At 63.0% G+C, this 26,784-nt stretch carries 26 protein-coding genes and 1 tRNA gene; 13 read left to right on the forward strand and 14 right to left on the reverse strand.

The features are described 5' to 3' along the window. The first annotated feature begins 12 nt into the window (after positions 1-12). The 5 genes from prfA (at position 13) to ACYPXD_RS04020 (ending at position 4,063) form a co-directional block, all read left to right on the forward strand. The gene (gene prfA / locus ACYPXD_RS04000; RefSeq protein ID WP_459707741.1) at positions 13-1,095 is read left to right on the forward strand and encodes a peptide chain release factor 1; all 1,083 of its coding nucleotides are present in this window, start codon (positions 13-15) and stop codon (positions 1,093-1,095) included. A 44-nt stretch (positions 1,096-1,139) separates the two neighbouring features. Continuing rightward, positions 1,140-2,081 (forward strand): peptide chain release factor N(5)-glutamine methyltransferase, encoded by a 942-nt coding sequence (gene prmC, locus ACYPXD_RS04005; protein ID WP_459707743.1) that lies wholly within the window; start codon positions 1,140-1,142, stop codon positions 2,079-2,081. Positions 2,082-2,117: 36 nt separating this feature from the next. After that, the gene (gene grxD, locus ACYPXD_RS04010) at positions 2,118-2,429 is read left to right on the forward strand and encodes a Grx4 family monothiol glutaredoxin (protein ID WP_459707745.1); all 312 of its coding nucleotides are present in this window, start codon (positions 2,118-2,120) and stop codon (positions 2,427-2,429) included. Positions 2,430-2,541: 112 nt separating this feature from the next. Further along, on the forward strand, positions 2,542-3,150 hold the full coding sequence (locus ACYPXD_RS04015; RefSeq protein ID WP_459707748.1) for a UbiX family flavin prenyltransferase: 609 nt from the start codon (positions 2,542-2,544) through the stop codon (positions 3,148-3,150). Between the two features lie 127 nt (positions 3,151-3,277). After that, positions 3,278-4,063 carry a DODA-type extradiol aromatic ring-opening family dioxygenase gene (locus ACYPXD_RS04020; protein ID WP_459707751.1) on the forward strand — a complete coding sequence of 262 codons (786 nt, stop codon included), beginning with the start codon at positions 3,278-3,280 and terminating at the stop codon, positions 4,061-4,063. Positions 4,064-4,285: 222 nt separating this feature from the next. Here the strand turns inward: ACYPXD_RS04020 and ACYPXD_RS04025 are convergent, their stop codons facing one another. Next, positions 4,286-5,878 (reverse strand): APC family permease, encoded by a 1,593-nt coding sequence (locus tag ACYPXD_RS04025; RefSeq protein WP_459707753.1) that lies wholly within the window; start codon positions 5,876-5,878, stop codon positions 4,286-4,288. A 511-nt stretch (positions 5,879-6,389) separates the two neighbouring features. Between ACYPXD_RS04025 and ACYPXD_RS04030 the strand changes: the two genes are divergently transcribed. Continuing rightward, a complete protein-coding gene (locus ACYPXD_RS04030; RefSeq protein WP_075158275.1) occupies positions 6,390-6,593 on the forward strand; it encodes a cold-shock protein in 204 nt (67 codons plus the stop codon). A 156-nt stretch (positions 6,594-6,749) separates the two neighbouring features. Here ACYPXD_RS04030 and ACYPXD_RS04035 read toward each other — a convergent pair whose 3' ends face one another. Then, complete coding sequence (locus ACYPXD_RS04035) at positions 6,750-8,000, reverse strand: Hsp70 family protein (protein WP_459707756.1); 1,251 nt, start codon at positions 7,998-8,000, stop codon at positions 6,750-6,752. 403 nt (positions 8,001-8,403) lie between these two features. On the opposite strand from ACYPXD_RS04035, the gene ACYPXD_RS04040 reads away from it, so the two are divergent. Continuing rightward, positions 8,404-9,882 carry an MFS transporter gene (locus ACYPXD_RS04040; protein ID WP_459707759.1) on the forward strand — a complete coding sequence of 493 codons (1,479 nt, stop codon included), beginning with the start codon at positions 8,404-8,406 and terminating at the stop codon, positions 9,880-9,882. 68 nt (positions 9,883-9,950) lie between these two features. Here the strand turns inward: ACYPXD_RS04040 and ACYPXD_RS04045 are convergent, their stop codons facing one another. Together ACYPXD_RS04045 and ACYPXD_RS04050 are read right to left on the reverse strand one after the other, a co-directional pair. Beyond that, positions 9,951-10,544: a nitroreductase family protein gene (locus ACYPXD_RS04045; RefSeq protein ID WP_459707761.1), complete on the reverse strand. Its 594-nt coding sequence runs from the start codon at positions 10,542-10,544 to the stop codon at positions 9,951-9,953. 166 nt (positions 10,545-10,710) lie between these two features. Further along, complete coding sequence (locus ACYPXD_RS04050; protein ID WP_459707764.1) at positions 10,711-11,994, reverse strand: MFS transporter; 1,284 nt, start codon at positions 11,992-11,994, stop codon at positions 10,711-10,713. Between the two features lie 213 nt (positions 11,995-12,207). On the opposite strand from ACYPXD_RS04050, the gene ACYPXD_RS04055 reads away from it, so the two are divergent. Both ACYPXD_RS04055 and ACYPXD_RS04060 read left to right on the forward strand, forming a co-directional pair. After that, entirely contained in the window at positions 12,208-12,915 is a 708-nt protein-coding gene (locus tag ACYPXD_RS04055) for a TetR/AcrR family transcriptional regulator (protein WP_459707766.1), read from the forward strand. Between the two features lie 32 nt (positions 12,916-12,947). Further along, on the forward strand, positions 12,948-13,535 hold the full coding sequence (locus ACYPXD_RS04060; protein ID WP_459707768.1) for a DUF1415 domain-containing protein: 588 nt from the start codon (positions 12,948-12,950) through the stop codon (positions 13,533-13,535). 18 nt (positions 13,536-13,553) lie between these two features. Here the strand turns inward: ACYPXD_RS04060 and ACYPXD_RS04065 are convergent, their stop codons facing one another. Further along, entirely contained in the window at positions 13,554-14,384 is an 831-nt protein-coding gene (locus ACYPXD_RS04065; RefSeq protein ID WP_459707770.1) for a class I SAM-dependent methyltransferase, read from the reverse strand. Positions 14,385-14,827: 443 nt separating this feature from the next. Between ACYPXD_RS04065 and ACYPXD_RS04070 the strand changes: the two genes are divergently transcribed. Together ACYPXD_RS04070 and ACYPXD_RS04075 are read left to right on the forward strand one after the other, a co-directional pair. Further along, positions 14,828-15,148 (forward strand): DNA-binding protein, encoded by a 321-nt coding sequence (locus ACYPXD_RS04070; RefSeq protein ID WP_459707772.1) that lies wholly within the window; start codon positions 14,828-14,830, stop codon positions 15,146-15,148. A gap of 245 nt (positions 15,149-15,393) precedes the next feature. Continuing rightward, positions 15,394-16,950 (forward strand): UxaA family hydrolase, encoded by a 1,557-nt coding sequence (locus ACYPXD_RS04075; RefSeq protein WP_459707775.1) that lies wholly within the window; start codon positions 15,394-15,396, stop codon positions 16,948-16,950. 113 nt (positions 16,951-17,063) lie between these two features. Here the strand turns inward: ACYPXD_RS04075 and ACYPXD_RS04080 are convergent, their stop codons facing one another. Then, positions 17,064-17,276, reverse strand: a complete 213-nt coding sequence (locus tag ACYPXD_RS04080; protein WP_459707777.1) for a DUF1059 domain-containing protein — start codon at positions 17,274-17,276, stop codon at positions 17,064-17,066. 390 nt (positions 17,277-17,666) lie between these two features. Between ACYPXD_RS04080 and ACYPXD_RS04085 the strand changes: the two genes are divergently transcribed. Next, positions 17,667-18,929 carry a TIGR03862 family flavoprotein gene (locus ACYPXD_RS04085; protein ID WP_459707779.1) on the forward strand — a complete coding sequence of 421 codons (1,263 nt, stop codon included), beginning with the start codon at positions 17,667-17,669 and terminating at the stop codon, positions 18,927-18,929. A gap of 44 nt (positions 18,930-18,973) precedes the next feature. On the opposite strand, the gene ACYPXD_RS04090 is transcribed toward ACYPXD_RS04085, so the two are convergent. The 8 genes from ACYPXD_RS04090 to ACYPXD_RS04125 all read right to left on the reverse strand — a co-directional run bounded on the left by ACYPXD_RS04090 (position 18,974) and on the right by ACYPXD_RS04125 (position 25,478). Next, positions 18,974-20,116, reverse strand: coding sequence for a methyltransferase (locus ACYPXD_RS04090; RefSeq protein WP_459707781.1), 1,143 nt, complete (start codon positions 20,114-20,116; stop codon positions 18,974-18,976). Positions 20,117-20,282: 166 nt separating this feature from the next. Beyond that, positions 20,283-20,358: transfer RNA gene (locus tag ACYPXD_RS04095), tRNA-Thr, on the reverse strand. Positions 20,359-20,377: 19 nt separating this feature from the next. After that, entirely contained in the window at positions 20,378-20,893 is a 516-nt protein-coding gene (locus ACYPXD_RS04100; protein ID WP_459707784.1) for a ClpXP protease specificity-enhancing factor, read from the reverse strand. Between the two features lie 94 nt (positions 20,894-20,987). After that, positions 20,988-21,599 carry a glutathione S-transferase N-terminal domain-containing protein gene (locus ACYPXD_RS04105; protein ID WP_006052302.1) on the reverse strand — a complete coding sequence of 204 codons (612 nt, stop codon included), beginning with the start codon at positions 21,597-21,599 and terminating at the stop codon, positions 20,988-20,990. A 108-nt stretch (positions 21,600-21,707) separates the two neighbouring features. Then, complete coding sequence (locus ACYPXD_RS04110; protein WP_459707789.1) at positions 21,708-22,463, reverse strand: cytochrome c1; 756 nt, start codon at positions 22,461-22,463, stop codon at positions 21,708-21,710. 24 nt (positions 22,464-22,487) lie between these two features. Continuing rightward, positions 22,488-23,873, reverse strand: coding sequence for a cytochrome b (locus ACYPXD_RS04115; protein ID WP_459707793.1), 1,386 nt, complete (start codon positions 23,871-23,873; stop codon positions 22,488-22,490). Beyond that, a complete protein-coding gene (petA, locus tag ACYPXD_RS04120) occupies positions 23,873-24,490 on the reverse strand; it encodes a ubiquinol-cytochrome c reductase iron-sulfur subunit (RefSeq protein ID WP_459707797.1) in 618 nt (205 codons plus the stop codon). Before petA ends, ACYPXD_RS04115 begins: the two co-directional genes overlap by 1 nt. A gap of 241 nt (positions 24,491-24,731) precedes the next feature. Next, positions 24,732-25,478: a Nif3-like dinuclear metal center hexameric protein gene (locus ACYPXD_RS04125; RefSeq protein WP_459707799.1), complete on the reverse strand. Its 747-nt coding sequence runs from the start codon at positions 25,476-25,478 to the stop codon at positions 24,732-24,734. Positions 25,479-25,498: 20 nt separating this feature from the next. On the opposite strand from ACYPXD_RS04125, the gene ACYPXD_RS04130 reads away from it, so the two are divergent. Continuing rightward, positions 25,499-26,710 carry a Do family serine endopeptidase gene (locus ACYPXD_RS04130; RefSeq protein WP_459707802.1) on the forward strand — a complete coding sequence of 404 codons (1,212 nt, stop codon included), beginning with the start codon at positions 25,499-25,501 and terminating at the stop codon, positions 26,708-26,710. Positions 26,711-26,784 lie beyond the last annotated feature (74 nt).

The following is a 26,784-nucleotide window of genomic DNA, read 5'->3' on the forward strand; positions in this document are numbered from 1 at the left end:
AACGAAAATCCGATGAAAACGAGCATGCAAAGCAAGCTCGACCAGCTCACGACACGGCTGGCCGAACTGAACGACCTGTTAAGCCGCGAAGACGTTACCGCGAATCTCGATCAATACCGCAAGCTCACGCGCGAGCATGCGGAACTGGGGCCCGTGGTCGAGCATTACGCGCTGTGGCGCCAGGCGGTCAACGATGCGGCGACCGCGCAGGAACTGATGTCCGATCCGTCTATGAAGGAATTTGCCGAAGAAGAGATCCGCGCGGCGCGCGAGCGGATGGAGCAGCTTCAGGGCGAATTGCAGCGCATGCTGCTGCCGAAAGATCCGAACGACGAGCGCAATATCTTCCTCGAAATCCGCGCGGGCACGGGCGGCGACGAGTCGGCGCTATTCGCGGGCGACCTGCTGCGCATGTATCTGCGCTATGCGGAGCGCAACCGCTGGCAGGTCGAAATGATGTCGGCAAGCGAGTCGGACCTCGGCGGCTACAAGGAAGTGATCGTGCGCATTGCCGGCGAGGCGGCGTACTCGAAGCTCAAGTTCGAGTCGGGCGGCCATCGCGTGCAGCGCGTGCCGGCCACGGAGACACAAGGCCGCATCCATACGTCCGCCTGCACGGTCGCGGTGATGCCGGAAGCCGATGAAATCGGCGAAGTCGAGATCAATCCGGCCGATCTGCGCATCGACACGTTCCGCGCGTCGGGCGCCGGCGGCCAGCACATCAACAAGACGGACTCGGCCGTGCGCGTGACGCACTTGCCGACGGGTATCGTCGTCGAGTGCCAGGACGACCGCTCGCAGCATAAGAACAAGGACCGCGCGCTAAAAGTGCTCGCGGCGCGCATCAAGGACAAGCAGTACCACGAGCAGCACGCGAAGGAAGCGGCAACGCGCAAGAGCCTGATCGGCTCGGGCGACCGTTCGGAGCGCATCCGCACGTACAACTTCCCGCAAGGGCGCCTCACCGATCACCGGATCAACCTGACGCTGTACCGGCTCGAAGCGCTGATGGAAGGCGATCTCGACGAGCTGATCGCCGCGCTCGTGAGCGAGCATCAGGCCGAGCTGCTGGCGTCGCTCGGCGACGCGGAGTAAGACGTCCAATGAGCGGCGAACCGAGTGGCGAAATGAGCGGCGAAATGAGCGGCAAAGTGAGGGGCGAACCGAGCGGCGAACCCGCATCGGCATCGGCTACGGTAGCCGCTTTGCTTCGCGCCTCGGCGCTGCCGGCGCTCGAGGCGCGCATTCTGCTCGGGCATGTGCTGGGCTGGCGCCGCACGGAATTGATCACGCGTGCGGACGAGCCGCTCGATGGCGCGAAGGTCGCGCTCTGGCATCAGCTCGAAGCGCGGCGGACCGCGGGCGAGCCCGTCGCGCAACTGGTCGGTGCGCGCGAGTTCTACGGGCTCGAGTTCGAAGTCTCGCCGCATGTGCTGATTCCGCGGCCGGAAACCGAACTGCTGGTTGAGACCGCGCTCGACGCGCTCGCCGGCCGCACGCGGCCGCGGGTGCTCGATCTCGGCACCGGGACCGGCGCCATGGCGGTGGCAATTGCGGCCGCGCGGCCGGATGCGCAGGTCTGGGCTGTGGACCGGTCCGCCGAAGCGTTACAGATTGCTGCGCGCAATGCCGCGCGTCTGCTCGATGCGCGACGCCCCGGTGGCCCGCTGACCTTGCTGCATGGCGACTGGTACACGCCGCTCGACGCCAACCGCGAACCGGGCGAACTACGCTTCGATGCGATCGTCAGCAACCCGCCGTATATCGCCAGCGACGATCCGCATCTGGCGCAAGGCGATCTGCGCTTCGAGCCGCGCGGCGCGCTAACCGACGAAGCCGACGGCTTGTCCGCGATTCGTTCGATCGTCGCGGATGCGCCGGCATGGCTCGCCGCACACGGCGTGCTGTGGATCGAGCATGGCTACGATCAGGCAGCGGCCGTGCGCGCGCTGCTTGCGGCGCGTGGGTTTCATGGGGTGCGGTCCGCATGCGATCTGGCCGGCATCGAACGCATCAGTGGCGGCGAGTTGCCGCCTTCGGCGCCGTCGGCTCGCACTGACGAAATCCGCTATCATTTGTAGTCAATCCCACTCATTTCCGGAATCGCAAGGTCAGTCATGGATACGCAACAACGCATCAAGCAAATCGTCGACGAAAACGACGTCGTGCTCTTCATGAAGGGCAACGCGCAATTTCCGATGTGCGGCTTCTCGGGCCGCGCGGTGCAAATCCTGAAGGCATGCGGCGTCGACGAGTTCAAGACCGTCAACGTGCTCGAAGACGACGAAGTCCGCCAGGGCATCAAGGAATTCTCGAACTGGCCGACCATCCCGCAGCTCTACGTAAAAGGCGAATTCGTCGGCGGGTCGGACATCATGATGGAAATGTATCAATCGGGCGAACTCCAGCAGCTGTTCGCCGCGGCTTAACGAAGCACATCAACAGAAGGAAGGCCCCGTGCCGGCTGCGGGCCGTTGACTATCGCCAGGTCGACAGGAGGCACGCAGTGATCGCGCAATGACCGATCGGGCGCCTCAACATATGGACACACGCATTCCGGCGCCGCGCCGCGTGATCGTCGCGATTACCGGCGCATCGGGCGCGATTTACGGTATCCGGCTGCTGCAAGCGCTGCGACGGGTTGGCGGTGTCGAAAGCCATCTGCTGGTGTCCAGCGCCGGATGGCTCAATATCCATCACGAACTTCAACTGACGAAAGACGACGTGCATCCGCTTGCGGATGTCGTCCATTCGGTGCGCGACATCGGCGCGAGTGTCGCGTCGGGTTCGTTTATGACGCACGGCATGATCGTCGCTCCGTGTTCGATGAAAACGCTCGCGAGCATCGCACACGGCCTGTCCGACAATCTCATTTCCCGCGCCGCCGACGTGACGTTGAAAGAACGCCGCCGACTCGTGCTGATGGTGCGCGAAACGCCGCTGAATCTTGCGCATCTGCGCAATATGACGGCGGTCACCGAGATGGGCGGCATCGTGTTTCCGCCGGTGCCCGCGTTTTACAGCAAGCCCGCTTCGATTGACGAGATGGTCGATCACACGGTGGCGCGCGTAGTCGATCTGCTTGCGCTCGGGCCGTCGCTTGCGCCCGCGTGGGAAGGGTTGGGCGCGCCTGAACAGGACGGCTCGTGATGGCCGCGATTCACAACACTCGCGACGCAATCAAATCCGCTTTGCGCCATTTATCAAGCATCGGTGCGCCTATATAGTCGGATTATCAAAGCCAACCTCTGTCGCCCAATACGCGACCGATTCCGCCATGACCCGCTTGCCGACGCTCTTCCTTTCCCACGGCGCGCCGACGCTGCCGATCGATCCATCGCTGCCGTCGGCCGAATTCGCTTCGCTCTCGGCGACCTTGCCGCGCCCGAAGGCGATCCTGATGCTATCGGCGCACTGGATGACGACCCGGCCTGTTGCGAGCACCGCCAGCAAGCCGGAGACGATCCACGACTTCTACGGCTTCCCGCGCCAGCTCTACGAGATCGAGTACCCGGCGCCCGGCGCGCCGGATGTCGCGCGCCGCGCGGCGGACCTGCTCGGCGCGGCGGGCATTGCGTCGTCGAGCGAGCCGCACGGACTCGACCACGGCACATGGGTGCCGATGCTGCTGATGTTCCCGTCCGCCGACATCCCGGTCGCACAGTTGTCGATCCAGCCGCGTCTCGATCCCGCCCATCACTATCGCGTCGGACGCGCGTTGCGTGCGCTGCGCGACGAGGGTGTGATGGTGATCGGCTCAGGGCAGATCACGCACAACCTGCGCGAAGCAGACTTTTCGGCTCGCGTCGAAGACGCGGACCCACGCGTAACGGCGTTCACCGACTGGTTTGAAGCGCACCTCGCCGCGCGCGACATCGACGCGCTGCTCGACTATCGACGGCTCGCGCCGCACGCGGTAGCGATGCACCCCACCGACGAGCATCTGCTGCCGGTATTCGCCGCGCTCGGCGCCGCCGCCGACGACTATCAGATGCAGATCCAGCCGCTCGGCACCTATCAGCGCGTGCTGGCGATGACCAACTACGTGTTCACCGATGCCTGAGTCGCCTGAAGCCCCTGAATCCGCATAAAGCCGTCATTAGCGCTTCACCGCGAAGCAACCGCCTTGCTCATAAAACAAAAGCCCGTCCGATGCGATACATCATCGAACGGGCTTTTCATTGGGGTTTTCACCAGGGTTTTCACGGGCTTTTTCACATTAACTGCGCGAGCCGTGCGCGATATACCCGCAGCTACTCAAGGTCAAACGGATAGCAACTGCACCTTAAGCGCCGACCCCCTCAAGAATCTCATCATGGGATTCGCGCTCAGCGAGGTATTCGGTGCGGTAACCGGTATGCACGCCCCAGTGGTAAAACACCAGCGCGCAAATAATCACGACGATCATGTCCCACCCATAGGGCAACACATTCAGGCCGCCGAACTGCTTGCTGCCGATCAGCGACAGCACCGCCATGGTCGGCAGATAGGCAACGAGCCACCATGCGGCCTTCAGGTCGCGGCCCCAGCCCGCAAAGCCGGACTTCGCCTGATAGTAGAAGTACACGGGCAGCGCGACGACCATCAGCAGAATGATTTCGCCGGTCAGCGGCCACTTCGCCCAGTACAGGATCAGCGATGCGCAGACGAACGCGAACGGCGCGATCACTTTCATGCCGGCAATCTGCAGCGGACGCTCGAGGTCGGTTGCCGCGCGGCGCAGCGCCATCAGACTGATCGGCCCGGTCAGATAGGAGATCACCGTCGCGACCGAGATGACCGCCGCGAGCGAGCTCCAGCCGCGGAAGAAGAACAGGAAGATAAACGACACGAGCAGGTTGAACCACATTGCCGCACGCGGCACGCCATAAAGCGGATGCACCACGCCGAACATCTTCGGCAGCGTGTTGTTGCGCTCCATCGCGTAGATCATCCGCGTGGTGGTGGCCATATACGTCGTGCCGGTGCCGCTCGGGCTCACAAACGCGTCGATGTACAGCAGAATCGCGAGCCAGTTCAGGTTCAGCGCGATCGCAAGTTCCGCGAACGGCGATGCAAACGTGAAGTGGCTCCAGCCTTTCATCACATCGGCCGGGTTCACCGCGCCGATATACGCGATCTGCAGCAGGACATAGATGACGAGCGCAAGCAGGATCGAACCGATCACCGCGAACGGCACGCTCTTCGCCGGGTTGCGCGCTTCACCGGCGAGATTGACCGGGCTCTGGAATCCGTTAAACGCGAAGACAATGCCGCTCGTCGCCACCGCGGTCAGCACGGCCGACCAGCCATACGGCGCGAAAGTGCTCGCTTCGCCGAAGTTCTCATGATGAAACCCCGTCAGCATGAGGCCCAGAATCGTCGCGCCGGGGATGATGAACTTGAAGATGGTGATGGCCGAATTGGCATGCGCGAACAGTTTCACGCCCCAGAAATTCAGCAGGAAATAGACAATGACGAGCGCGGCGGACAGCAATAGACCGTTTGTCGTCAGCGATCCGTTGACGAAGAGCGCGTGCGCCCAAGGGTAAGGCCAGGTGCTCATGTACTGGATCGATGCCTCGGCTTCGATCGGTATCACCGACACAATCGCGATCCAGTTCGCCCACGCGCTGATGAAACCCACGAGCGCGCCATGCGAGTAGCGCGCGTAGCGCACCATGCCGCCGGACTCGGGAAACATCGCGCCGAGTTCCGCGTAAGTCAGCGCAATCGCGAGAATCACCACCGCGCCGATCACCCATGCACAAATGGCCGCGGGCCCTGCAATTTTTGCTGCCTTCCAGGCGCCGAACAACCACCCGGATCCGATGATCGAACCCAGGCCCGTCAACAGCAGCGCGATCGGCCCGATCTTTCGTTGAATAGAACTTGTCACGTCTTCTCCTGTATTTCTGAAACCGTATCGGTGCCGCGCCACTTCCGGACAGTGCGCCGGTCGCCGGCCACGGATACGCACGCTTCGGGCCCACCTGTCAGAACAACCGCGAGATCAACTGGGACGACAACGGCAGGAACACTGCACAGAGCCGCCCAATCACTCCGTGCCGTAGGTGCAACCGCGAACGAGGCGCGTAGTGTAGCGGTTGCACCCGCTGCTGAACACGAAAAATCGACTTGCTCCTACAAAAAATTCGCGCGATTTGCAAGCTTTGTAAACTCAGTTCCTGGTATAAAGCGTTAATGCCTGTGAAGAAAACGGGGACACTATTGACCTTCTCTCGAAATGACCGTATAAAGATCGGGCAGGATTTCAAGTGGCGAGTGAATTGGTCTTTTGGTTGGTTCGCCCATCAGCGGTACTCCGGCTGGTCCTATTACCCCTTCCTTGATTTTCGTGCACCCCCTATAGGCTTCGGCCTTATTTACCTCTTTTAGGAAAAAGTAATATGGAAACCGGTACCGTCAAGTGGTTCAATGACGCTAAGGGCTTTGGCTTTATCACCCCGGACGGCGGCGGCGAAGATCTGTTCGCGCATTTCTCTGAAATCCGCATCGAAGGCTTCAAGACGCTCCAGGAAAACCAGAAGGTCACGTTCGAAGTGAAGACGGGGCCGAAGGGCAAGCAAGCCGCTAACATCAAGCCGGCCTAAGCTGCATCTCTCGGGCACACCCCAGAGACACAAAGAAAAACCCCGCCTAAGCGGGGTTTTTTGCATTTAGCGACGGCTTGTCGATGGCTTGGGACGGAACACCGGTCACCCGGCGGCGCCGCGTCGATGCCAAGCCCAACGCAAGCGGGACTCCGATCAGCTGAACACGCGTTGCGCGTGAATGCCGAGACCCGTGGCCACACTGGCAAGCCGGTCGCCGAACACCGGCCGCGCCCCCGGAAACGCCGCGGAGAGTGCACCGGAGAGAAACGCCAGTCCCGTCGAGCCACCCGTGAAATACAGCGCGCCGACATCGCGATCGGCGACGCCGGCGGCCTGCACCGTGTCGCGCGCCGCCTGAACGATGCGTCGCGTTTCCTCCTTGCCCGCGTCGATCAGTTGCGCTTCGTCGAATGCGACGCGCAGGTCGTCTTCGACCATTTCCAGATCGATCAGCGTCTCGCCGCCCGCCGCGACGCCGATTTTCGCCTCTTCCGCGCAGGCGGCCAGCGCATGTCCGAGACGCCGCTCGACGACACGCATCAGCCGGTCGTGATGACTCGTGTCGGTGTACAGATGCCGTATCAGCGCAAGCTCGCCGACCCGCTTCGGCGCGTAGACGGTATTGATCAGATGCCACGTGGCGAGATCGAAGTAAACGCGGTTCGGCACCTCGCGGCCCTCCGGATCGAGCGACCGGTAGCCGAGTTCCGTCAGGATCGTCGTCAGCTCGACGCGCCGGTCGAAATCGGTGCCGGCGACGTGAACGCCGTGATGCGCAAGCACGTCGTCCTTGCGCTCGATGCGCGCCATCCGTTGCGGCCCGACGCGCACGAGCGAAAAGTCCGACGTGCCGCCGCCGATATCGGCCACCAGCACAAGCTGCTCTTCGGTCAGATGCGACTCGTAGTCGAAGGCGGCCGCGATCGGCTCATACTGGAAGTGGATGTCGCGAAACCCGACCGCGCGCGCGGCGGCTTCGAGCTGTTGCTGCGCGAGACGGTCGGCGCGCGGATCGTCGTCGACGAAGAACACCGGGCGGCCGAGCACCGCGCGCTCCAGCGTGACACCGGCGCCCGCTTCCGCATGCCGCTTCAGGTGCGTCAGGAAAATCGCGATGACGTCCGTGTACTTGATCGCGCTGCCATCGCCGAGATCTGTTGTGCTGTCGGCGAGCGCCGAACCCAGAATGCTCTTCATCGAGCGCATCAGACGGCCGTCGAAGCCGTCGATGTAGGCTTCGAGCGCGGCGCGCCCGTACTCGCGGGTGTTTTCGTCGGTGTTGAAGAATACCGCCGTCGGCAACGTGGTGTACGCGCCTTCGACCGGCGCGAGTCGCAGCGCGCCGTTGCCGGGCACCGCGACCGCTGAATTCGATGTACCGAAGTCAATCGCGCAAAAGGTCATGAGGACATCGCTGGCTGACGGCGGAGTGCGCCGCCCGCGCCCGCGCGAACGAGAGAAGGGACCGGCTTTTTAGCACGAAAGCGTAACCTGGGGCAACCCGCGATGCGGATTCGCGCGCAAGCGGTGCGAACCCGACATATCGATCGGGGCCGCGCGGCGCCGGCCTGCCAGCCGGCACGCCAAGCGGCCGCACGCTGCGGAACGAAAATTGCGGAAAGCCCTGATTCGCGGAATCGCAATTGCGTCGCTAGCACTGCCTCGCTGACCGGCACAGCGCGGGCTTATTTGCCAAATAAGCGTCCATCGCGCGCCGGTCGAGCGTCAACTGAGCACCAACGAAGCGGCGACCAGGCGCCAGCTGATCATCGCCCACCCCGCCCTCGAAGACAGGAGACTCGCCGCCATGTCCGAACCGCCCGCCGCAACGGCACACGCAGCGTCAGCGTCATCCTCGATCGTCGAAACGGATCTGCCCTCGCGGCTCGACCGACTGCCGTGGGGACGCTTTCACTCGCTGATCGTCGTCGCGCTCGGCATCACGTGGCTGCTCGACGGACTCGAGGTGACGCTTGCCGGCGCGGTGGCAAGCGCGTTGAAATCGAGCCCGTCGCTGCATTTCAACAATGCGGAAGTCGGCCTGGCGGGCAGCGCGTATATCGCCGGCGCCGTGCTCGGCGCGCTCGGCTTCGGCTGGCTGACCGACCGTCTCGGCCGGCGCAAGCTGTTCTTCATCACGCTTGCACTGTATCTGGCCGCGACGGCGGCGACCGCGTTCTCGTGGAACCTCGCGTCGTTCCTGATTTTCCGTTTTCTGACCGGCGCGGGCATCGGCGGCGAGTATACGGCGATCAATTCGACGATCCAGGAGTTCACGCCCGCGCGCGTGCGCGGCTGGACCGATCTCGCGATCAACGGCACGTTCTGGGTCGGCGCGGGCCTCGGCGCCGCGGGCTCGCTCGTGCTGCTCGACCCCGGCCTGATGCCGCCCGACTGGGGCTGGCGCGCGTGCTTCCTGATCGGCGCGCTGCTCGCACTCGCCATCCTGCCGATGCGCAGATGGATTCCAGAAAGCCCGCGCTGGCTCCTCACGCACGGCGAAGCGCACGAAGCGCGCCGGGTGGTCGAGGCAATCGAAGCGCGCTTTCGCAACGACGGGCACGTGCTGAGCGACGCCGATACACACAAGCGTCTACGCCTGCGCGCGCGCGAGTACACGACGCTGCGCGAGGTGTTCAGCACGCTTTTCGTGCTGCACCGCCGACGCGCGCTTGTCGGCCTGTCGCTCATGACCGCGCAGGCGTTCTGCTACAACGCGATTTTCTTCACCTATGCGCTCGTGTTGACCGACTTCTACGGCGTGCCCGGCGATCATATCGGCTGGTATCTGCTGCCGTTCGCACTCGGCAACTTTCTCGGCCCGCTGCTGCTTGGTCGGCTGTTCGACGTGATCGGCCGCCGCAAGATGATCGCGACGACGTATGCGCTTTCCGGCGTGCTGCTGGCCGTGAGCGGCTACATGTTCGAGCAGCACTGGCTCACGGTCACCACGCAGACGATCACATGGATGGTGATTTTCTTCTTCGCTTCGGCCGCGGCAAGCTCCGCCTATCTGACCGTCAGCGAGTCGTTTCCGCTTGAAATTCGCGCGCTGGCGATCGCCGTGTTCTATGCGTTCGGCACCGCGCTCGGCGGCATCGTCGGACCGGCGTTCTTTGGACGACTGATCGACACGCATCAACGCAGCGAGGTGTATGCCGGTTACCTGGTCGGCTCGGCGCTGATGCTGGGCGCGGCGCTGATTGCCGCGATATGGAGCGTGGACGCGGAACGGCGTTCGCTGGAGAGCGTCGCCACACCACTGTCTGCGGTTGAGGACGATTGACGCGTCGTATGCGGCCGGCCCTGCGCGGCCCGACCTGCGCGGCCCGACCTGTTCCCGCGCTTGCGTGCCTAGAACGCCTTCTTCCACGCCCCCGCGTAAGCAATCTCCGCAAGCGGCAAGCGCGTGCGTACCGATTTCTCACGTTCGCGCAGCACCGGATCGAGTTTGTCGATCTCACCGAAGTGGCCGAGCGCGATCATCGAGATCACCTCGATGTCATCGGGAAGATCGAACGCGCGGCGGAACGCGTTGACGTCGAAGCCGCTCATCTGGTGCGCGGCAAGGCCGAGCGCATGCGCCTGCAGCACGAGCGCCATGGCTGCGGCGCCTGCATCATAAGGCGCACAACGGTTGACGCCGCCCTTGCTTGTCAAGGTGTGCGTCGTGACGGCGATCAGCACCGGCACCGCACCGTTCCACCCCTGATTGAATGGCACGAGTGTCGAGAATGCCTTCTTGAACGTGACTTCGTCGGCACTGCGATCGAACACCACAAAGCGCCATGGCTGCCCGTTGAATGCCGACGGCGCCCAGCGCGCCGCCTCGAGCACGGCCTGAAGATGCTCGCGGCTCACCGGTTCGCTCGAAAACGCACGCGGGCTCCAGCGGCTTGCCAACAGCTCGTGAATAGGGACTTCGGTCGCAGCGACTTTTTTGGTCATGTGCATCTCGCGGTCGTTGTGCATGAACGATCGATCATCGCGCAGTGGCCGGATAGGATAACCCGGATCACCTGCGCCAAACCGGCGATCGATTCGATCATGCACCAACACCCGCGGCTGCGGCTGCGGCCGCGGCCGCGAAGACTGCACGATGGCGCGAGGCGCGTCACGCGGCCTGAACCGCCGCCCCGCGCGGACGACGGTTGATGCGCAGCACGATCACCGCGGCAACGAGGCACAAGCCGCCCGAGATCATCGACGCGATCGTGTAGGTGCCGAGACTCGCACGCAGCATGCCGGCGCCGAGCGCGGCGAATGCCGCGCCGAGCTGGTGTCCGGCCACGATCCAGCCGAACACGACCGGCGCCGATTCCTTGCCGTATACATCGGTCGCAAGACGCACGGTGGGCGGCACCGTCGCGATCCAGTCGAGGCCGTAGAACACCGCGAAAAGCGGCAAGCCGAAGAAGTCGATGCCAAACGCGTGCGGCAGGTAGATCAGCGACAACCCGCGCAGGCCGTAATACCAGAACAGCAGCACGCGCGAATTGAAACGATCGGATAGCCAGCCCGAGAGCGTCGTGCCGAACAGATCGAAGATGCCCATCGCCGCAAGCAGCGATGCGCCCTGCACTTCAGAGAGGCCGTAGTCGCCGCACATCGCGATCAGGTGGGTGCCGATGTAGCCGTTCGTGCTCGCGCCGCAAATAAAAAAGCTGAAGAACAGCAGCCAGAAGTCACGCGTTTTGCTCGCGGACGCAAGCGTGCCGAATGCAATCGCTAGCGGATTCTGTTTCGACTGATCGGTTCTCAACGGCGCGTCGGCCGGTTCACCGTAAGGACGCAACGTGAGATCGGCCGGACGCTCGGGCAGCAGGAACGCGACGAGCGGCAGCACGACGCCGGCCGCGAGCGCGACGACCCACACGACTGGCCGCCAGCCATGATGCTCAGCGATCGCGGCAAGCATCGGCAGGAACACAAGCTGGCCGGTTGCGGAGCTTGCCGTGAGAATGCCCATCACGAGCCCACGACGCTTCGTAAACCACCGGTTGACGACCGTCGCCGACAGCGTCAAGGCCGCGACACCGGTCGCGCCACCGACCATCACGCCCCACACGAGCACCATCTGCCACGGCGCGGTCATCATCGACGACAGCGCGACGCCCGCCCCCATGATGGCGAGCGCAGCAAGCAAAGTGGGACGCACGCCGAAGCGCTGCATCGCAGCCGCGGCAAATGGGCCCGTCAGCCCGTACAGCGCGATATTCACCGAAATGGCGAGCGAGATCGTCGCGCGGCTCCAGCCGAATTCGTGTTCAAGCGGCACCATCATCACGCTCGGCGTCGCGCGCGTGCCGGCCGCCGCGAGCAGCACGAGGAACACCACGGCAACCGCCAGCCAGCCGTAGTGAAAGCGCCCTCCAATGAGTCTTGAAGCCCAGTTCATCCGTTACTCTCCGTTTTGACGACCGCCTCTGCGGCAGGTGGGCAAACGCGCCGTCACGATGATTCAAGTTCAGTGATGGTCCGTGGAACCGGGACGGACCCATTTGAATTTTTCAGACTAAAGCACTTGTGACTGGTCTGTCACAATGGTCTTGCGATGGTAGTGACCGGTCAGTAACATGTCAAGGCGACTCATTCGAATTTGCACACCGTCATGAACGATTCACGCACTGGGAAACCGCTGACCAAGTCACAACAGCCTGAAGGCGAGGCTCGCCCGGCTGAGCCGACCGGCGCGCGTTCGGCCACGCGCGGCGCGACACCACGCCGTCCGCAAACCGCGGCGCTCGAAGCGCAGGAGCAGCTGCTGCGCGCCGCGAACGAACTCTTCTATCGCGAAGGCGTGCGTGCGGTCGGCGTCGATGCGGTCGTCGAACGCGCGGGCGTCAACAAGATGAGCCTCTATCGGCAGTTTTCGTCGAAGGACGATCTGGTCGTGGCCTGGCTCGAGAAGGAGGACCGCGAATTCTTCGAGCGCTTCGAGCGCAGCATCGCAAAACATTCCGGCGATGCGGCCAAACAGTTGAACCAGTATTTCTCAGACCTGGCGCGCCGCGCGTCGGCGGCCGATTACCGCGGCTGTCCGTTCGTCAATGTATCGGCGGAGTTTCCGGACGCGTCGCATCCGGCCCGGCTTTGCGTGAACCGCAACAAGGCAAAGCTGGTCGCGCGACTCAACGAACTGACCGCGCAAGCGGGCGCGCGCGAGCCGGCAGCATTGGCGGACGCACTTGCATTGCTGATCGAAGGCATCTACGCGGCGAGCCAGACATACCGTCCCGGCAGCGGACCGATTGCGGCGGCGCCGGCCGCTGCCGCCCAGCTGATCGCGGCTGCATGCTCGGATGCACCGGTAAAATAGCGGTTTCGCCGCTTTGGTCTTGCAGTACCGCTATGCCGCCTTCCTCGTTGCCCACCCATACCGAATCACACGCAGCAATCATTGCCGCGACGCGCCACTGGCTCACGCGCGCGGTGATCGGACTCAATCTGTGTCCCTTCGCCAAAGCGGTGCACGTGAAAGACCAGATCCGCTATGCAGTCAGCGATGCGACGAACATGGAAGGCGTACTGACCGACCTCGAAAGCGAGCTGAGCAACCTCGCGGATGCGGACGCCGCCGTCACCGATACCACGCTGCTGATTCTTCCGCACGCGCTCGCCGATTTCCTCGAATACAACGATTGCCTGTATTTCGCGGACCGGATGCTGAAGGATCTGCGTCTCGAAGGCACGCTGCAGATCGCGAGCTTTCACCCGCACTACGCGTTCGAAGGCAGCGAGCCGGACGACATCGAAAACTATACGAACCGCTCGCCCTATCCGATCCTGCATCTGCTGCGCGAAGCGAGCATCGAACGCGCGGTCGATGCGTTTCCCGATGCGGCCGATATCTACGAGCGCAATCAGCAAACGTTGCGGCGGCTAGGCCTGGAAGGCTGGCGGGAATGGATGGCGGCGAACGCTGGACACAACAGCTAGGCACGCGCCTCGCCGCATTCAGGCGTCGACGAAAAAGCGCTCGCGCAATTCGTTGAGGCCGAACGTATCCATCACTTCGTGAAGCCGCTCGGTGGGTTTGCGTCGCGGCAAATCCTTGTAGTGCGCGATGATCAGCTCGTTCTTCATCGAGTGTTCCCAGCCGACCAGCTCGGTTACGTTCACCTGATAACCATGCGCCTCGAGTTGCAGACAGCGCAGCACATTGGTGATCTGGCTGCCGAACTCGCGCGTATGCAGCGGATGCCGCCAGATTTCGGTCAGTGCGTTGCCGAGCGACTTGCTCTTTTTGCGCTTTAGCACGCCCGCCACCTCCGCCTGACAGCACGGCACCACGACCACGTACTGCGCGCGCTTTTGCAACGCGAAGCGGATCGCGTCGTCGGTGGCGGTGTTGCATGCGTGCAGCGCGGTCACGATGTCGATGGTCGGCGGCAGCCAGTCCGACTCGATGGACTCGGCCACCGACAGATTCAGAAACGACATCCCGCCGAAACCGAGCCGCGCCGCCAGTTCTTCCGACTTCGCGACAAGTTCTTCGCGCGTCTCGATGCCATAGATGTGCGAGCTGCCGCGCAGATCCTTGAAGAAAAGGTCGTACAGAATAAAACCGAGATAGGACTTGCCCGCGCCGTGATCGACGAGCGACACCGCGCCTTTCGTTTCTTTTACGTCCTGCAGCAGCGGCTCGATGAACTGGAACAGGTGATAGACCTGCTTGAGCTTGCGCCGGCTGTCCTGATTCATCTTGCCGTCGCGCGTCAGGATATGGAGTTCCTTTAGCAGTTCGACGGACTGATTGGGCCGAATCTCGTAATTTTTACTGGACATCGAGGTTGCGTGCCACCGATTGCATGAAAAACGTGCGTCAGGCGACGGAAAATAGAAGAAGTTGCTGTCAGTTTACCGAAAAGCGCAGCGAGCTTCGCCGTTCGCCGCGTTCGAAAATGGTGCAGGAACACTGGAGAGGAACGCTTTATGCGGCGCTGGACCCCATCGAGGGCGCTGCATGAGCCCATGCAATGCAACGTGGCGCCGCACGCCGCAGCGCGCACGAGGCGATCGGGAGGACGAACCCGACGCCTGGCGCGAATAACGACCAAAGCTGCCGGCCGCGTCAAACGATGCGGTGAACCGGTGACTTCGGGGGAAGTCGTACCCGTCACGCGTAAGATGCATGCATCCAGGCGTAACAGGACGGGGACGAACGTAACCTAACCTGAAGCGTGCCGCGACTGCCCACAGTAAGCGCGCTCAGACCAGAAGAGGCGGCAATGGATACGACACCCAAAGGAAACGCGGAGCAGAAGTTTCAGGAACTGCTCGCGAAACTAACGACGACTCCGGAATGGACCGAGAAACAGCAGCTCGAGCTCGAAATGGCGCGCGATATCTCGGTCGAGATGCTGCGCCTTGCCGAAGTCATGCGTGACGGCAGCGTCGATCTCGAAACGGTTCTGATCATGCTCAAGTACGCCAAAGTACTCGACTTCGTGATGACGACACTCGCGTCCCGGCGCGACATCAAACCGCAAACGCTGCGGGTGATTTTCAAGCTCGCGGGGTTGAAGGTCGATGAGGCCTATCCGGGCTAAATGCGCGGGCTGAATGCGCGGGCTGAATGCGCGGGCTGAACGCGCAGGCTGAACGCGCAGGCCAACATCGAGACTCTCTGCAGAGGCACTGACGCTGCGTAAGGCCGGGCTTGGGATCGCTAGGCGCCGCTGATGCGGCGCATTCTCGCCGCGCTCGCATCGCGCGTCGGCAATCGGCTATTCTGTGATCGTTCACAAAAGAAAATAGCCACGTCTGCCCAACGTCCCCGTTTCGAGGCCAGCCCATGCCGACTGCATCAGTTGCCGCGCAATCCATTCATTCCACCATCCGCCTTCATCCGAACGACGATGTGATCATCGCGACCCGGCAACTCGTGTCGGGCACGCGCATCGATGCGGAAGACCTCGTCGTCACCGGACTGATTCCGCCCGGTCACAAGATTGCGACCCGCGCGATTGCCAAGGGCGAGCCGGTCAAGCGCTACAACCAGATCATCGGTGTCGCGCGCGATGCGATCGCGCGTGGCCAGCATGTGCACGTGCATAACCTCGGCATGGCCGAGTTCGCGCGCGAACACGAGTTCGGAATCGATGTGCATGCAACGAATTACGCCGACGATCCCGCGCATTTTATGGGCATTCGCCGCGCGGACGGCCGCGTCGCGACGCGCAATTTCATCGGCGTGCTGACGAGCGTCAACTGTTCGGCGACCGTCGCGCGCGCCATCGCCGACTACTTTCGGCGCGATGTGAATCCGCACGCGCTCGCCGACTATCCGAATGTCGACGGCGTGATCGCGCTCACGCATGGCCTCGGTTGCGGCATCGACACGCTCGGCGAAGGCATGAAGATTCTGCGCCGCACGCTTGCGGGCTATGCCGTGCATCCGAACTTCGCCTCGGTGCTGTTCGTCGGCCTGGGGTGCGAAGCGAACCAGATCGGTGGCGTGCTCGAATCGCGCGGCCTCAAGGACGATCAACCGAAACTGCGCAGCTTCACGATTCAGGATAGCGGCGGCACACGCAAGACGATCGAACGCGGCATCGCGATGGTGCGCGACATGCTCGCGGACGCGAACCGCGTCACGCGCGAGCCGGTGCCGGCGTCGTATCTGAACGTCGGGCTGCAATGCGGCGGCTCCGACGGCTATTCGGGCATCTCGGCGAACCCCGCGCTCGGCGCGGCCGTCGACCGGCTCGTGCGGCATGGCGGCACCGCGATTCTCTCCGAGACGCCGGAAGTCTACGGCGCCGAACATCTGCTCACGCGCCGGGCGGTGAGCCGCGAAATCGGCGAAAAGCTGCTGGCGCGCATCGCGTGGTGGCAGGACTATTGCGCGCGCAACGACGCCGCGCTCGACAACAACCCGTCGGCCGGCAATAAGGTGGGCGGCCTCACGACGATCCTCGAGAAGTCGCTCGGCGCCGTCGCAAAGGGCGGCACGACGAATCTCGTCGACGTCTACGAATACGCGCAGCCGATCACCGCAAAAGGCTTCGTGTTCATGGACTCGCCCGGCTACGACCCGATGTCGGCAACGGGCCAGGTCGCGTCGGGCGCGAACCTGATCTGCTTCACGACCGGCCGCGGCTCCGCGTACGGTTGCGCGCCGTCGCCTTCGCTGAAGCTCGCGACCAACACCGCGCTGTGGGAGCGGCAGCAGGACGATATGGACATCAACTGCGGCGGCGTCATCGACGGCACGGCGTCGATCGACGAACTCGGCGAAGCGATCTTCCGGATGATGCTCGATTGCGCGTCGGGCACCCGCTCAAAAAGCGAATTGCACGGGTATGGGCAGAATGAGTTCGTACCCTGGCAAGTGGGCGTGGTGACCTGAGGCGCGCGCCGCCTGCGAAGCGCGATTCTGCAGACGCGATATTCGAGACCGGCCGCGCGCATCCGGAAGTCCGCCTGCATACGCGAACAACCGACCGTGTACCGGTTTCTCCCTCACGCGCTGCGTGCCGCTTCGACTGGCGGCGTGCCGTTGTGGAACATCGTCTTCAACTGCGAGCGCAGTTCGGGCGAGTCCGTGTGCTTGTGCACCGCGACCGCGTGCTGCACGGCGGCTTCGAGCAACTCGGTTTCCGAATCGGCGCACAACGCGACCGAACACGCTACGTCGCTCGGACATTCGCGACAATCGATAAATACGCGGCTCATGACAGTACTCCTCACATCAATGAATGCGCACACGGTGTGATGCCCGTCGGTCAGCGCGATCGGACCGCGACGCGGATTCGGCTGGTTCGATCGGCAAACAGATAGTGTGTGCGCGGGGGAATGACGCGAAGCGCGTCCAATGGAGGGTTGTAAAAAGTATAGGTCGCAATCCGGGGAAAATAAGTCGGCTGCCCCGGTGCCATTCTTGTCAGATCGCGAAGCGCTTCGAAAGGCGGGCATTGCACAATACGACCGTCCTGATCGCGTATCGGACATTGGGCCGCACCGCGCGCCTATGGGAAAATGCAGGCGCCCCCTGACGGCGCGCTTCACATGTAACCGTTGTCAGGCGCACGCGTCCGACACCACTTTCTCGCTTCTTTGCCACGCATGTCGATTTTGCATGACCGTCATAGCGTCGCCGTCATCGGCGGCGGCCCCGCCGGCTTGATGGCAGCCGAAGCGCTCGTCCAGCACGGCGTGCAAGTCGACGTCTACGACGCGATGCCATCCGTCGGCCGTAAGTTTCTGATGGCCGGCAAGGGCGGCATGAACATCACGCATTCGGAACCGCTCGACCGCTTCATCGCGCGATACGGCAAGCGCCACGCGCAGATCGGCCCGCTCTTCGACCGCTTCGGCCCCGAAGCATTGCGCGCGTGGACGAGCGAACTCGGCGTCGACACCTTCGTCGGCAGCTCCGGACGCGTGTTTCCGACCGACATGAAAGCCGCGCCGCTGCTGCGCGCCTGGCTGCACCGGCTGCGGGAATCGGGCGTGCGTTTCCACATGCGGCACAAATGGGTCGGCTGGGACGCGCCGGGCGACCGCACGCGCCACGCGCTGCGCCTCGCCACGCCGGCCGGCGAGGAGATCCTGCACACGGACGCGGTAATCCTGGCCCTCGGCGGCGGCAGCTGGCCGCGTCTGGGCTCCGACGCCTCGTGGGTGCCGCTGCTCGAAGCGCGCAACGTGCCGGTCGTCCCGCTTGCGCCTTCGAACTGCGGCTTCGACGCGGACTGGACCGAGCCGTTTCGCGAACGCTTTGCCGGCCAGCCGGTGAAAGCGGTCGCGATCTCCGTGACCGACATCGACAGCCAGATCCAGCATCGGCAAGGCGAGTTCGTCATTACGACGACGGGCGTCGAAGGCAGCCTCGTGTACGCGTTGTCGGGCGCGATTCGCGAACGCATGCAGGCGGACGGCACCGCGCTGATCCAGCTCGATCTCGCGCCGGGACTCTCGCGGGAGCGCGTCATCGACGAAGTCGTGCGGCCGCGCGGCTCGCGCTCGATGTCGAGCCACCTGCAAAGCCGCATCGGCATCACCGGCGTTAAGCTCGGCTTGCTGCACGAATGCCTGTCGAAAGAGGATTACTTCGATATCGAGCGCGTGGCGCGCTCGATCAAGGCGCTGCCGCTGCGGCTCGTGCGCGCGCGGCCGATCGAAGAGGCGATCAGCAGCGCGGGCGGCGTGCCGTTCGAAGCGCTCGACTCGCATCTGATGATTCGCGAGCTACCCGGCGTGTTCTGCGCGGGCGAGATGCTCGACTGGGAGGCGCCGACGGGCGGTTATCTGTTGACTGCCTGTTTTGCGAGCGGGCTCGCAGCGGGAATGGGCGCCCTGAGCTATCTCGCGAGCTTGGGGCGCTGAGGTTTTTCGCTCTTCGCGGTAAGGGTTGCGCTTTCGCTGCGACCTTACCGCGCCTTCAAACGCCAAAGCGACGTCACTTCCGCCGCGCGCGCCGCGTGCAGCGGATCGGACGGATCGGTTGCCTTCGGATGACGTGGCCGGATGTCTTCGCGCCCCGCCACCACGAGCCCCGCGCGATCGATCGCCGAAAGCAGTGCGTCGCGCGAGCGCAGGCCAAGGTGTTCCGCGAAGTCGGACAGAATCAGCCAGCCCTCGCCGTTCGGCTCGAGGTGTTCGGCGAGGCCGTTGAGAAAGCCGAGCAGCATCCGGCTTTCGTGATCGTAGATCGCGTGTTCGATCGGCGACGCGGGCCGCGCCGGCAGCCACGGCGGATTGCACACGATCAACGGCGCGCGACCGGGCGGAAACAGATCGGCATTGACGACCACGACGCGGTCCGCGTAGCCGAGCCGTGCCAGGTTGTCCCGCGCGCAAGCGAGCGCACGCGCATCCTGATCGGTCGCGACAATCTTCCTGACGCCGCGCGTCGCCAGCACGGCGGACAGCACGCCGGTCCCGGTGCCGATATCGAACGCCGTCTCCAGCGAAGGCAACGGCGCGCGCGCGACGAGATCGATGTATTCCCCGCGCACCGGCGAAAACACGCCGTAGTGAGGATGGATGCGTTCACCGAGCGCCGGAATCTCGACGCCCTTTTTGCGCCATTCATGCGCTCCGATCAGCCCGAGCAGCTCGCGCAACGACACCACCGATGCATCGCTGCCCGGCGCACCGTAGGCCTCGGCGCACGCGCTCTGCACATTGGGCGCGCGACGCAGCGGAATCGTGTAATCCGCGTCGAGCGGGATCAGCAGCATGCCGAGCGTGCGGGCGCGCTGCGATTGCGCTTGCCGGTGCAGGTTGAACGCGTCGAGCGGCGAGGATGCGCGTTTGGGCGGCTTGCGTTCAAGCCGGCGCGTCATTGCCTGCAGCAACTGGCGCGCGTTCTGGAAGTCGCCGCGCCAAAGCAGAGCGGTGCCTTCGCACGCGAGACGGTAGGCGGCATCGGCCGTCGTGCGGTCGTCGGCGAGGACGACACGTTTGGACGGCGGCACGCCCGCTTCGGAACGCCAGCGGGCGGAGTGCGGACCGTCGGCTTCGGGCCACGTGATCGTGGGGGATGCGGGGGAATCGGCAGACGTTGTCATGATTGGACGAGAGCGACGAAGGACATTATGCAGCAGTGTCTGTGTTCGTCACCCGCCGCGGCTCGTGAGAGCACCGCCGTGAGAAAAACCGCCGTGGGAAAAACGAATGGCACGAATGGCGGCAAAATAAAAAAGCGGACCCCGACCAGGGTCCGCTTCTCGATACTGGTGCCGGCTGCAGGACTCGAACCCGCCACCTGATGATTACAAATCAACTGCTCTACCAGATGAGCTAAGCCGGCGTAAGACCGCGATTCTACTTCATTTCACGACCTTGAGGTGACCTCTTCCACCTTTGCCGCCGTCGTCGTCCGGACGCGGGTCGTCATCGCTCTGGGCGCTGCTTTGCGTGCCTTGTTCATCACGGGCGGCTTCAGGCGCTGCCGCAGTCTGCGTGTGCTCGCCGGCTTCTGCGGCGGGCACCTCGTCGCCCTCGGCTTCCGAATCGGTCGCCTCGCCGCCCGTCGAATCGACCGGGAACGCCATGCCCTGACCGTTTTCCCGCGCATAGATCGCAAGCACGTTCGCCACCGGCACCTCGATCTTGTGCGACTTGCCGGAGAACCGCGCACTGAACTCGATCCACTCGTTGCCCATCTGCAACTGGCTTGTCGCCTCGAAACTGATGTTCAGCACGATTTCGTTGTCGCGCACGAACTGGCGCGGCACGCGTGTCTGGTTATCGACCCGCACCGCGATATGCGGCGTGTAGCCGTTATCGGTACACCACTCGTACAGCGCGCGCAGCAGGTAGGGTTTCGTGGAAATTTCTTGCATCAACAGTCCTCTTGCCGGGCCAACAGCCACGGCGACCACGGGTGCAGCACGCGACGGCGGCCGCCGCGCGCCAAACTCAACACACGCGCAACACTCAGCGACGCATCACCTTTTCCGACGGCGTCAGCGCTTCGATGTACGCCGGACGGCTGAAAATACGCTCGGCGTACTTCATCAGCGGCGCGGCATTCTTCGACAGTTCGATGCCGTAATGGTCGAGGCGCCACAGCAACGGTGCGATCGCGACGTCGAGCATCGAAAACTCTTCGCCGAGCATGTATTTGTTCTTCAGGAAAATCGGCGCGAGCTGCGTGAGGCGGTCGCGGATCGCGAGGCGCGCTTTTTCGTGATTCTTTTCGGCCGCCTTGCCCTTCTCGTTTTCGAGCGTGCCGACGTGCACGAACAGTTCCTTTTCGAAGTTCAGCAGGAACAGGCGCGCCCGGGCGCGCTGCACCGGATCGGCCGGCATCAGTTGCGGGTGCGGGAAGCGCTCGTCGATGTACTCGTTGATGATGTTCGACTCGTACAGGATCAGATCCCGCTCGACGAGAATCGGCACCTGACCGTACGGATTCATCACCGCGATGTCTTCGGGTTTGTTGAACAGGTCGACGTCGCGGATTTCGAAATCCATGCCCTTCTCGAACAACACCAGCCGGCAACGCTGGGAGAACGGGCACGTAGTGCCGGAATACAGAACCATCATTTTTGCGTTTCCTCAAAAAGCTGAAGGGCCAGCACGCGGAAAAACCGGCCTCACAGGTGCTCCTGTGCGGTCTTTCCTTGCACCGGCCCCACACCCGCTACGGTGTGTTTATTTGATATCTTTCCAGTACGCGGCGTTCAGTCGCCAGGCGAAAAAGCTCAAGAGACCGAGGAACAGCAGAACCCACACGCCAAGCTGCTGGCGGATCTTCTGCGTCGGCTCGGCCATCCACGACAGGTACGCGACCAGATCGGCCACAGCCGAATCATAATCTACCGGCGACATCGTCCCCGGCGTCACCTGCTGGAAGCCCGCGAACTTGCGCATCTTTTCCCCGGTCCGCTCATCCGCTTCCTCTTCGAACTTCGCGGTGCGCTGCCCCTGCAACTGCCACAGCACATTCGGCATGCTCACATTCTCGTACACGAGATTATTCCAGCCCGTGGGCCGCGTATCGTCACGGTAGAAGCTGCGCAGATACGTGTACAGCCAGTCCTTGCTGCGCGCGCGCGCCTCGACCGAAAGATCGGGCGGCGCCGCGCCGAACCACGACTTCGCGTCGTCCGGGTGCATCGCAATCGTCATCGTGTTGCCGATCTTGTCCGACGTGAACATCAGGTTTTGCTCGATTTCCTTCTGCGAGATGCCGAGATCCTGCAACCGGCTGTATCGCATCAGGTTCGCGCTGTGGCAATTCAGGCAATAGTTTACAAACAATTGCGCGCCATGTTGCAGCGAAGCAAAATTGTCCGCGTTATCGGGCGCCCGGTCCAGATGTACATTTTCCTGCGCAAAAACCGGGGCAGCCGCCAGCGCACACAGCATCGCGCTTAAAAGCGCGAGCATCGAAAGCAGTTTTTTCATGTTCGGGTTCTCCTCGCGTGGCATTCAGTGGGGTTTGAACCGCACTCGTTCGGGCGGCTGCTTGAAATGGCCAAGCGGCGTCCAGAACGGCATGCCGAGGAAGAACGCGAAGTAAACCAGCGCGCAGATCTGCGCGATGACCGTCGCCGCCGGCGAAGGCGGCTTCGTGCCGAGAAACGCGAGCGTCAGGAACGCGAGTACGAAGATCGCATAGAACACCTTGTGGAAGAACGGCCGGTAGCGGATCGACTTGACCGGCGACCGGTCGAGCCACGGCAGGAAGAACAGCGACACGACCGCGCTGCCCATCACGACCACCCCCCAGAACTTCGACTCGGTGAAATACATCGCGAGCACGACGAGCACCGCGAGCACCGGCAAACCGACGCGCCACTTGCCGCGCGCGCGCACCAGCGCGAGCAGGCCGAGCAGCACGACGACGATCATCAGCACGATCTTGAACGGATCGGTCGTGGCGCGCAGCATCGCGTAAAACGCGGTGAAGTACCAGACCGGCGCGATTTCCGGCGGCGTCTGCAGCGGATTGGCCGGCACGAAGTTGTTCGCTTCGAGGAAGTAGCCGCCCATTTCCGGCGCGAAGAAGATAATCGCCGCGAACACGATCAGAAATACGCACACGCCCATGAAGTCGTGCACCGAGTAGTACGGGTGAAACGGGATGCCGTCGAGCGGAATGCCGTTCGCGTCCTTTTTCGCCTTGATCTCGATGCCGTCGGGGTTGTTCGACCCGACTTCATGCAGCGCGACGATGTGCGCGATCACAAGGCCGATCAGCACGAGCGGAATCGCGATCACGTGGAACGCAAAGAAGCGGTTCAGCGTGACATCGGACACGACGTAGTCGCCGCGAATCCACAGCGACAGGTCCGGGCCGATAAACGGAATCGCCGAGAACAGGTTCACGATTACCTGCGCGCCCCAGTACGACATTTGCCCCCACGGCAGCAGATAGCCGAAAAACGCTTCGGCCATCAGGCAGAGGAAAATCGCGCAACCGAAGATCCACACGAGCTCGCGCGGCTTGCGATACGAGCCGTACAGCAGCCCGCGGAACATATGCAGATACACGACGACGAAGAACATCGACGCGCCGGTCGAGTGCATATACCGGATCAGCCAGCCCCACGGCACCTCGCGCATGATGTACTCGACCGATGCGAACGCGAGCATCGAGTCGGGCTTGTAGTTCATCGTGAGAAAAATGCCGGTGACGATCTGATTCACCAGCACGAGCAGTGCGAGCGAGCCGAAGAAGTACCAGAAGTTGAAGTTCTTCGGCGCGTAGTACTCGGAAAGGTGCGCCTTCCACGTGGACGTCATCGGAAAGCGCCGATCGATCCACCCCACGAGCCCGGACGTTGTCTCCACATCTTTTTCGGTCGTCGCCATTACGCTTCTCCTTTCTCGTCCTTGCCGATCACGAGCGTATCGCCCACGAACATGTAAGGCGGGATGTCGAGGTTCTGCGGCGCAGGTTTGTTCTTGAAGACGCGGCCGGCCAGGTCGTACGTCGAGCCATGGCACGGGCACAGGAAACCGCCTGGCCAGTCGTCTGGAAGATTGGGCTGCGCGCCCTCCTGGAAGCGCGGTGTCGGCGTGCAGCCCAAGTGGGTGCACACCGCAACGGCGACGAGAACATTCTTGTGATCGGGCCGCGAGCGGAACTCGTTCTTGCAGTACTCCGGCAGCGGCATCGAAAACGGGTTTTTGGATTGCGGGTCTGCGACTTCGTTATCGGCTTTCTGAACATCGGCGAGCATCTTGTCGGTGCGGTTCAGAATCCACACCGGCTTGCCGCGCCACGCGACCGTCATCATGTCGCCCGGCTTCAAGCCGCTGATATCGACCTGGACTGGCGCGCCCGCCGCCTTGGCCTTTTCCGATGGTGCAAATGAACCAACAAAGGGTATTACGGTGGCGACCCCTCCGATGCCACCTGTTACGGTCGTCGCGATCAGCCAGGTACGGCGGCCGCCGTCGACGCGTTCGTCTTCCTTGTCTCGCATCACACGCCCCACTTCTAAGTTGGATTTTTTCCTTCCGTCGCTTTCTACCGCCGCTAGTTTGCTCGAATGGAGTCGCCATTTACAAGGGCCGACAACTAAAAACAATGCGAAGTTCTTGATAAATCAGGGTATTCCCGCACGATTAGCAAGCATTTTGCTGATGCGGTTTTAAGTATTTCCTCCGTTTTCTATTTCACTCAGTTCGCATGCTTTTGACTGCTTCGGACCAGTTTTGTCACAACTAGACCGGATTATGAATATCGATAAAAAGGTGTTCGAGATCGAATGCTTCCGAGAGGTGCGAACCGAGCGCCTGAACGCCATAGCGTTCGGTTGCATGGTGCCCGGCGGCCACGAACGCGACGCCGCTTTCGGCCGCCATATGCGTGTTCTGCTCGGAGATTTCGCCGGTCAGGTAGACATCGGCGCCCGCCTCGATCGCCGCGTCGAAATAGCCTTGTGCGCCGCCCGTGCACCATGCGACGCGCCGCAGCTCCTGATCGGGGTCGCCGAGCACGAGCGGCGTGCGCGAGAGGGTCTGCTCGACCTGCGCCGAGAAGTGCGCAAGCGTGATCGGCATCGGCAGCGTCGTCATCCAGCCGATGCCGTTGTCGCCGAAGCGCGCGTCGCCGATCAGGCCGAGCTTCGCGCCGAGCTGAGCATTGTTGCCGTAGACCGGATGGTCGTCGAGCGGCAGGTGATACGCGAACAGGTTGAGGTCGTTGGCCAGCAGCAGCTTCAGGCGCTGGTACTTGCGCCCGGTAATCGGCGGCGCTTCGTTGCGCCAGAAGTAGCCGTGATGCACGAGCAGCGCGTCGGCACCCCACTCGAGCGCGGCCTCGAGAAACGCAAGCGAAGCGGTGACGCCCGTGGCGATTTTTTCGACCCTGCGGCGCCCCTCGACCTGCAGTCCATTCGGGCAATAGTCCTTGAACCGTGAGGCTTCAAGCACGTTGTTCAAGTACAATTCCAGTTCGATCCGATCCATATAAACCTCTAATTTTTCAGATGCTCAGACGCTTTTGGCTGTTGTTCGCCCAGGCGGTGACGGTGCTGCTCGCGCTGATGTTCATCATCGCGACGCTCAAGCCCCAATGGCTGCAGCGACAAGGGCAATTCGGCAAGCAGCTGGCCGAACCGATCGTCGCACTGCGGGAAGTGGCGCCGGGGATCGGCGGCGGCCGCCTGGAAAGTTCCTATGCCGACGCGGCGCAAAAGGCGATGCCGGCAGTCGTCAACGTGTTCTCCAGCAAGGATGGGTCGCTGCCGCCAGACCCGCGCGCGAAAGACCCGCTGTTCCGCTACTTCTTCGGCGACCGTAACCGCCGCCAGCAGGAACAGCCGGCAGCGAATCTGGGCTCGGGTGTGATTGTGAGTTCGGAAGGCTACATTCTAACGAACCAGCACGTCGTGGACGGCGCGGATCAGATCGAAATCGCCCTTGCCGACGGCCGCACCAGCGAAGCGAAGGTGATCGGCGTCGACCCGGAAACCGATCTCGCCGTGCTCAAGGTCAACATGACCAATCTGCCGACCATTACGCTCGGCCGCATGGATCAGACGCGCGTCGGCGACGTCGTGCTCGCGATCGGCAACCCGTTCGGGGTCGGCCAGACAGTGACGATGGGCATTGTCAGCGCGCTCGGGCGCAACCACCTCGGCATCAACACTTTCGAGAACTTCATTCAGACCGACGCGCCGATCAATCCCGGTAATTCGGGCGGCGCGCTCGTCGATATTCAAGGCAATCTGCTCGGCATCAATACCGCGATCTATTCGCGCTCGGGCGGCTCGCTCGGCATCGGCTTTGCGATTCCTGTGTCGACCGCGCGCAGCGTGCTGGAGAGCATCATTACCACCGGCACGGTGACGCGCGGCTGGATCGGCGTCGAGCCGCAGGATGTGACGCCTGAAATCGCGGAATCGTTCGGGCTCGAGCAGAAGACCGGCGCGATCGTCGCCGGCGTGCTGAAGGGCGGCCCGGCCGACAAGGCGGGCATCAAGCCCGGCGATATCCTCGTCGGCGTGAATGGGCAGGACATCACCGACACCACGCGTCTCCTGAACGTGATCGCGCAGATCAAGCCGGGCACCGACGCAAAGGTGCATCTGGTGCGCAAGAACAAGGAGCTCGATCTGACGGTGATGATCGGCAAGCGTCCCCCGCCGCCGAAGCAGTCGTCATCGGACGACGACGATCAAGGGGACGACGGCGGCTAAGGCGGCTGGCGACTACGGCGGCCTCGGCGGACTACGGCCGCCGAGCCGCGATGCTGCGATCGGCTTCGATCCAG

It is taken from the genome of Paraburkholderia sp. 2C, from assembly GCF_054589215.1.

Excerpts from the sequence above, each read along its gene's own strand:
- prfA (WP_459707741.1), top strand. The coding sequence starts at position 13 with ATGAAAACGAGCATGCAAAGCAAGCTCGACCAGCTCACGACACGGCTG.
- prmC (WP_459707743.1), top strand. The coding sequence starts at position 1,140 with ATGAGCGGCAAAGTGAGGGGCGAACCGAGCGGCGAACCCGCATCGGCA.
- grxD (WP_459707745.1), top strand. The coding sequence starts at position 2,118 with ATGGATACGCAACAACGCATCAAGCAAATCGTCGACGAAAACGACGTC.
- ACYPXD_RS04015 (WP_459707748.1), top strand. The coding sequence starts at position 2,542 with ATGGACACACGCATTCCGGCGCCGCGCCGCGTGATCGTCGCGATTACC.
- ACYPXD_RS04020 (WP_459707751.1), top strand. The coding sequence starts at position 3,278 with ATGACCCGCTTGCCGACGCTCTTCCTTTCCCACGGCGCGCCGACGCTG.
- ACYPXD_RS04030 (WP_075158275.1), top strand. The coding sequence starts at position 6,390 with ATGGAAACCGGTACCGTCAAGTGGTTCAATGACGCTAAGGGCTTTGGC.
- ACYPXD_RS04035 (WP_459707756.1), bottom strand. The coding sequence starts at position 8,000 with ATGACCTTTTGCGCGATTGACTTCGGTACATCGAATTCAGCGGTCGCG.
- ACYPXD_RS04040 (WP_459707759.1), top strand. The coding sequence starts at position 8,404 with ATGTCCGAACCGCCCGCCGCAACGGCACACGCAGCGTCAGCGTCATCC.
- ACYPXD_RS04045 (WP_459707761.1), bottom strand. The coding sequence starts at position 10,544 with ATGACCAAAAAAGTCGCTGCGACCGAAGTCCCTATTCACGAGCTGTTG.
- ACYPXD_RS04050 (WP_459707764.1), bottom strand. The coding sequence starts at position 11,994 with ATGAACTGGGCTTCAAGACTCATTGGAGGGCGCTTTCACTACGGCTGG.
- ACYPXD_RS04055 (WP_459707766.1), top strand. The coding sequence starts at position 12,208 with ATGAACGATTCACGCACTGGGAAACCGCTGACCAAGTCACAACAGCCT.
- ACYPXD_RS04060 (WP_459707768.1), top strand. The coding sequence starts at position 12,948 with ATGCCGCCTTCCTCGTTGCCCACCCATACCGAATCACACGCAGCAATC.
- ACYPXD_RS04065 (WP_459707770.1), bottom strand. The coding sequence starts at position 14,384 with ATGTCCAGTAAAAATTACGAGATTCGGCCCAATCAGTCCGTCGAACTG.
- ACYPXD_RS04070 (WP_459707772.1), top strand. The coding sequence starts at position 14,828 with ATGGATACGACACCCAAAGGAAACGCGGAGCAGAAGTTTCAGGAACTG.
- ACYPXD_RS04075 (WP_459707775.1), top strand. The coding sequence starts at position 15,394 with ATGCCGACTGCATCAGTTGCCGCGCAATCCATTCATTCCACCATCCGC.
- ACYPXD_RS04080 (WP_459707777.1), bottom strand. The coding sequence starts at position 17,276 with ATGAGCCGCGTATTTATCGATTGTCGCGAATGTCCGAGCGACGTAGCG.
- ACYPXD_RS04085 (WP_459707779.1), top strand. The coding sequence starts at position 17,667 with ATGTCGATTTTGCATGACCGTCATAGCGTCGCCGTCATCGGCGGCGGC.
- ACYPXD_RS04090 (WP_459707781.1), bottom strand. The coding sequence starts at position 20,116 with ATGACAACGTCTGCCGATTCCCCCGCATCCCCCACGATCACGTGGCCC.
- ACYPXD_RS04100 (WP_459707784.1), bottom strand. The coding sequence starts at position 20,893 with ATGCAAGAAATTTCCACGAAACCCTACCTGCTGCGCGCGCTGTACGAG.
- ACYPXD_RS04105 (WP_006052302.1), bottom strand. The coding sequence starts at position 21,599 with ATGATGGTTCTGTATTCCGGCACTACGTGCCCGTTCTCCCAGCGTTGC.
- ACYPXD_RS04110 (WP_459707789.1), bottom strand. The coding sequence starts at position 22,463 with ATGAAAAAACTGCTTTCGATGCTCGCGCTTTTAAGCGCGATGCTGTGT.
- ACYPXD_RS04115 (WP_459707793.1), bottom strand. The coding sequence starts at position 23,873 with ATGGCGACGACCGAAAAAGATGTGGAGACAACGTCCGGGCTCGTGGGG.
- petA (WP_459707797.1), bottom strand. The coding sequence starts at position 24,490 with ATGCGAGACAAGGAAGACGAACGCGTCGACGGCGGCCGCCGTACCTGG.
- ACYPXD_RS04125 (WP_459707799.1), bottom strand. The coding sequence starts at position 25,478 with ATGGATCGGATCGAACTGGAATTGTACTTGAACAACGTGCTTGAAGCC.
- ACYPXD_RS04130 (WP_459707802.1), top strand. The coding sequence starts at position 25,499 with ATGCTCAGACGCTTTTGGCTGTTGTTCGCCCAGGCGGTGACGGTGCTG.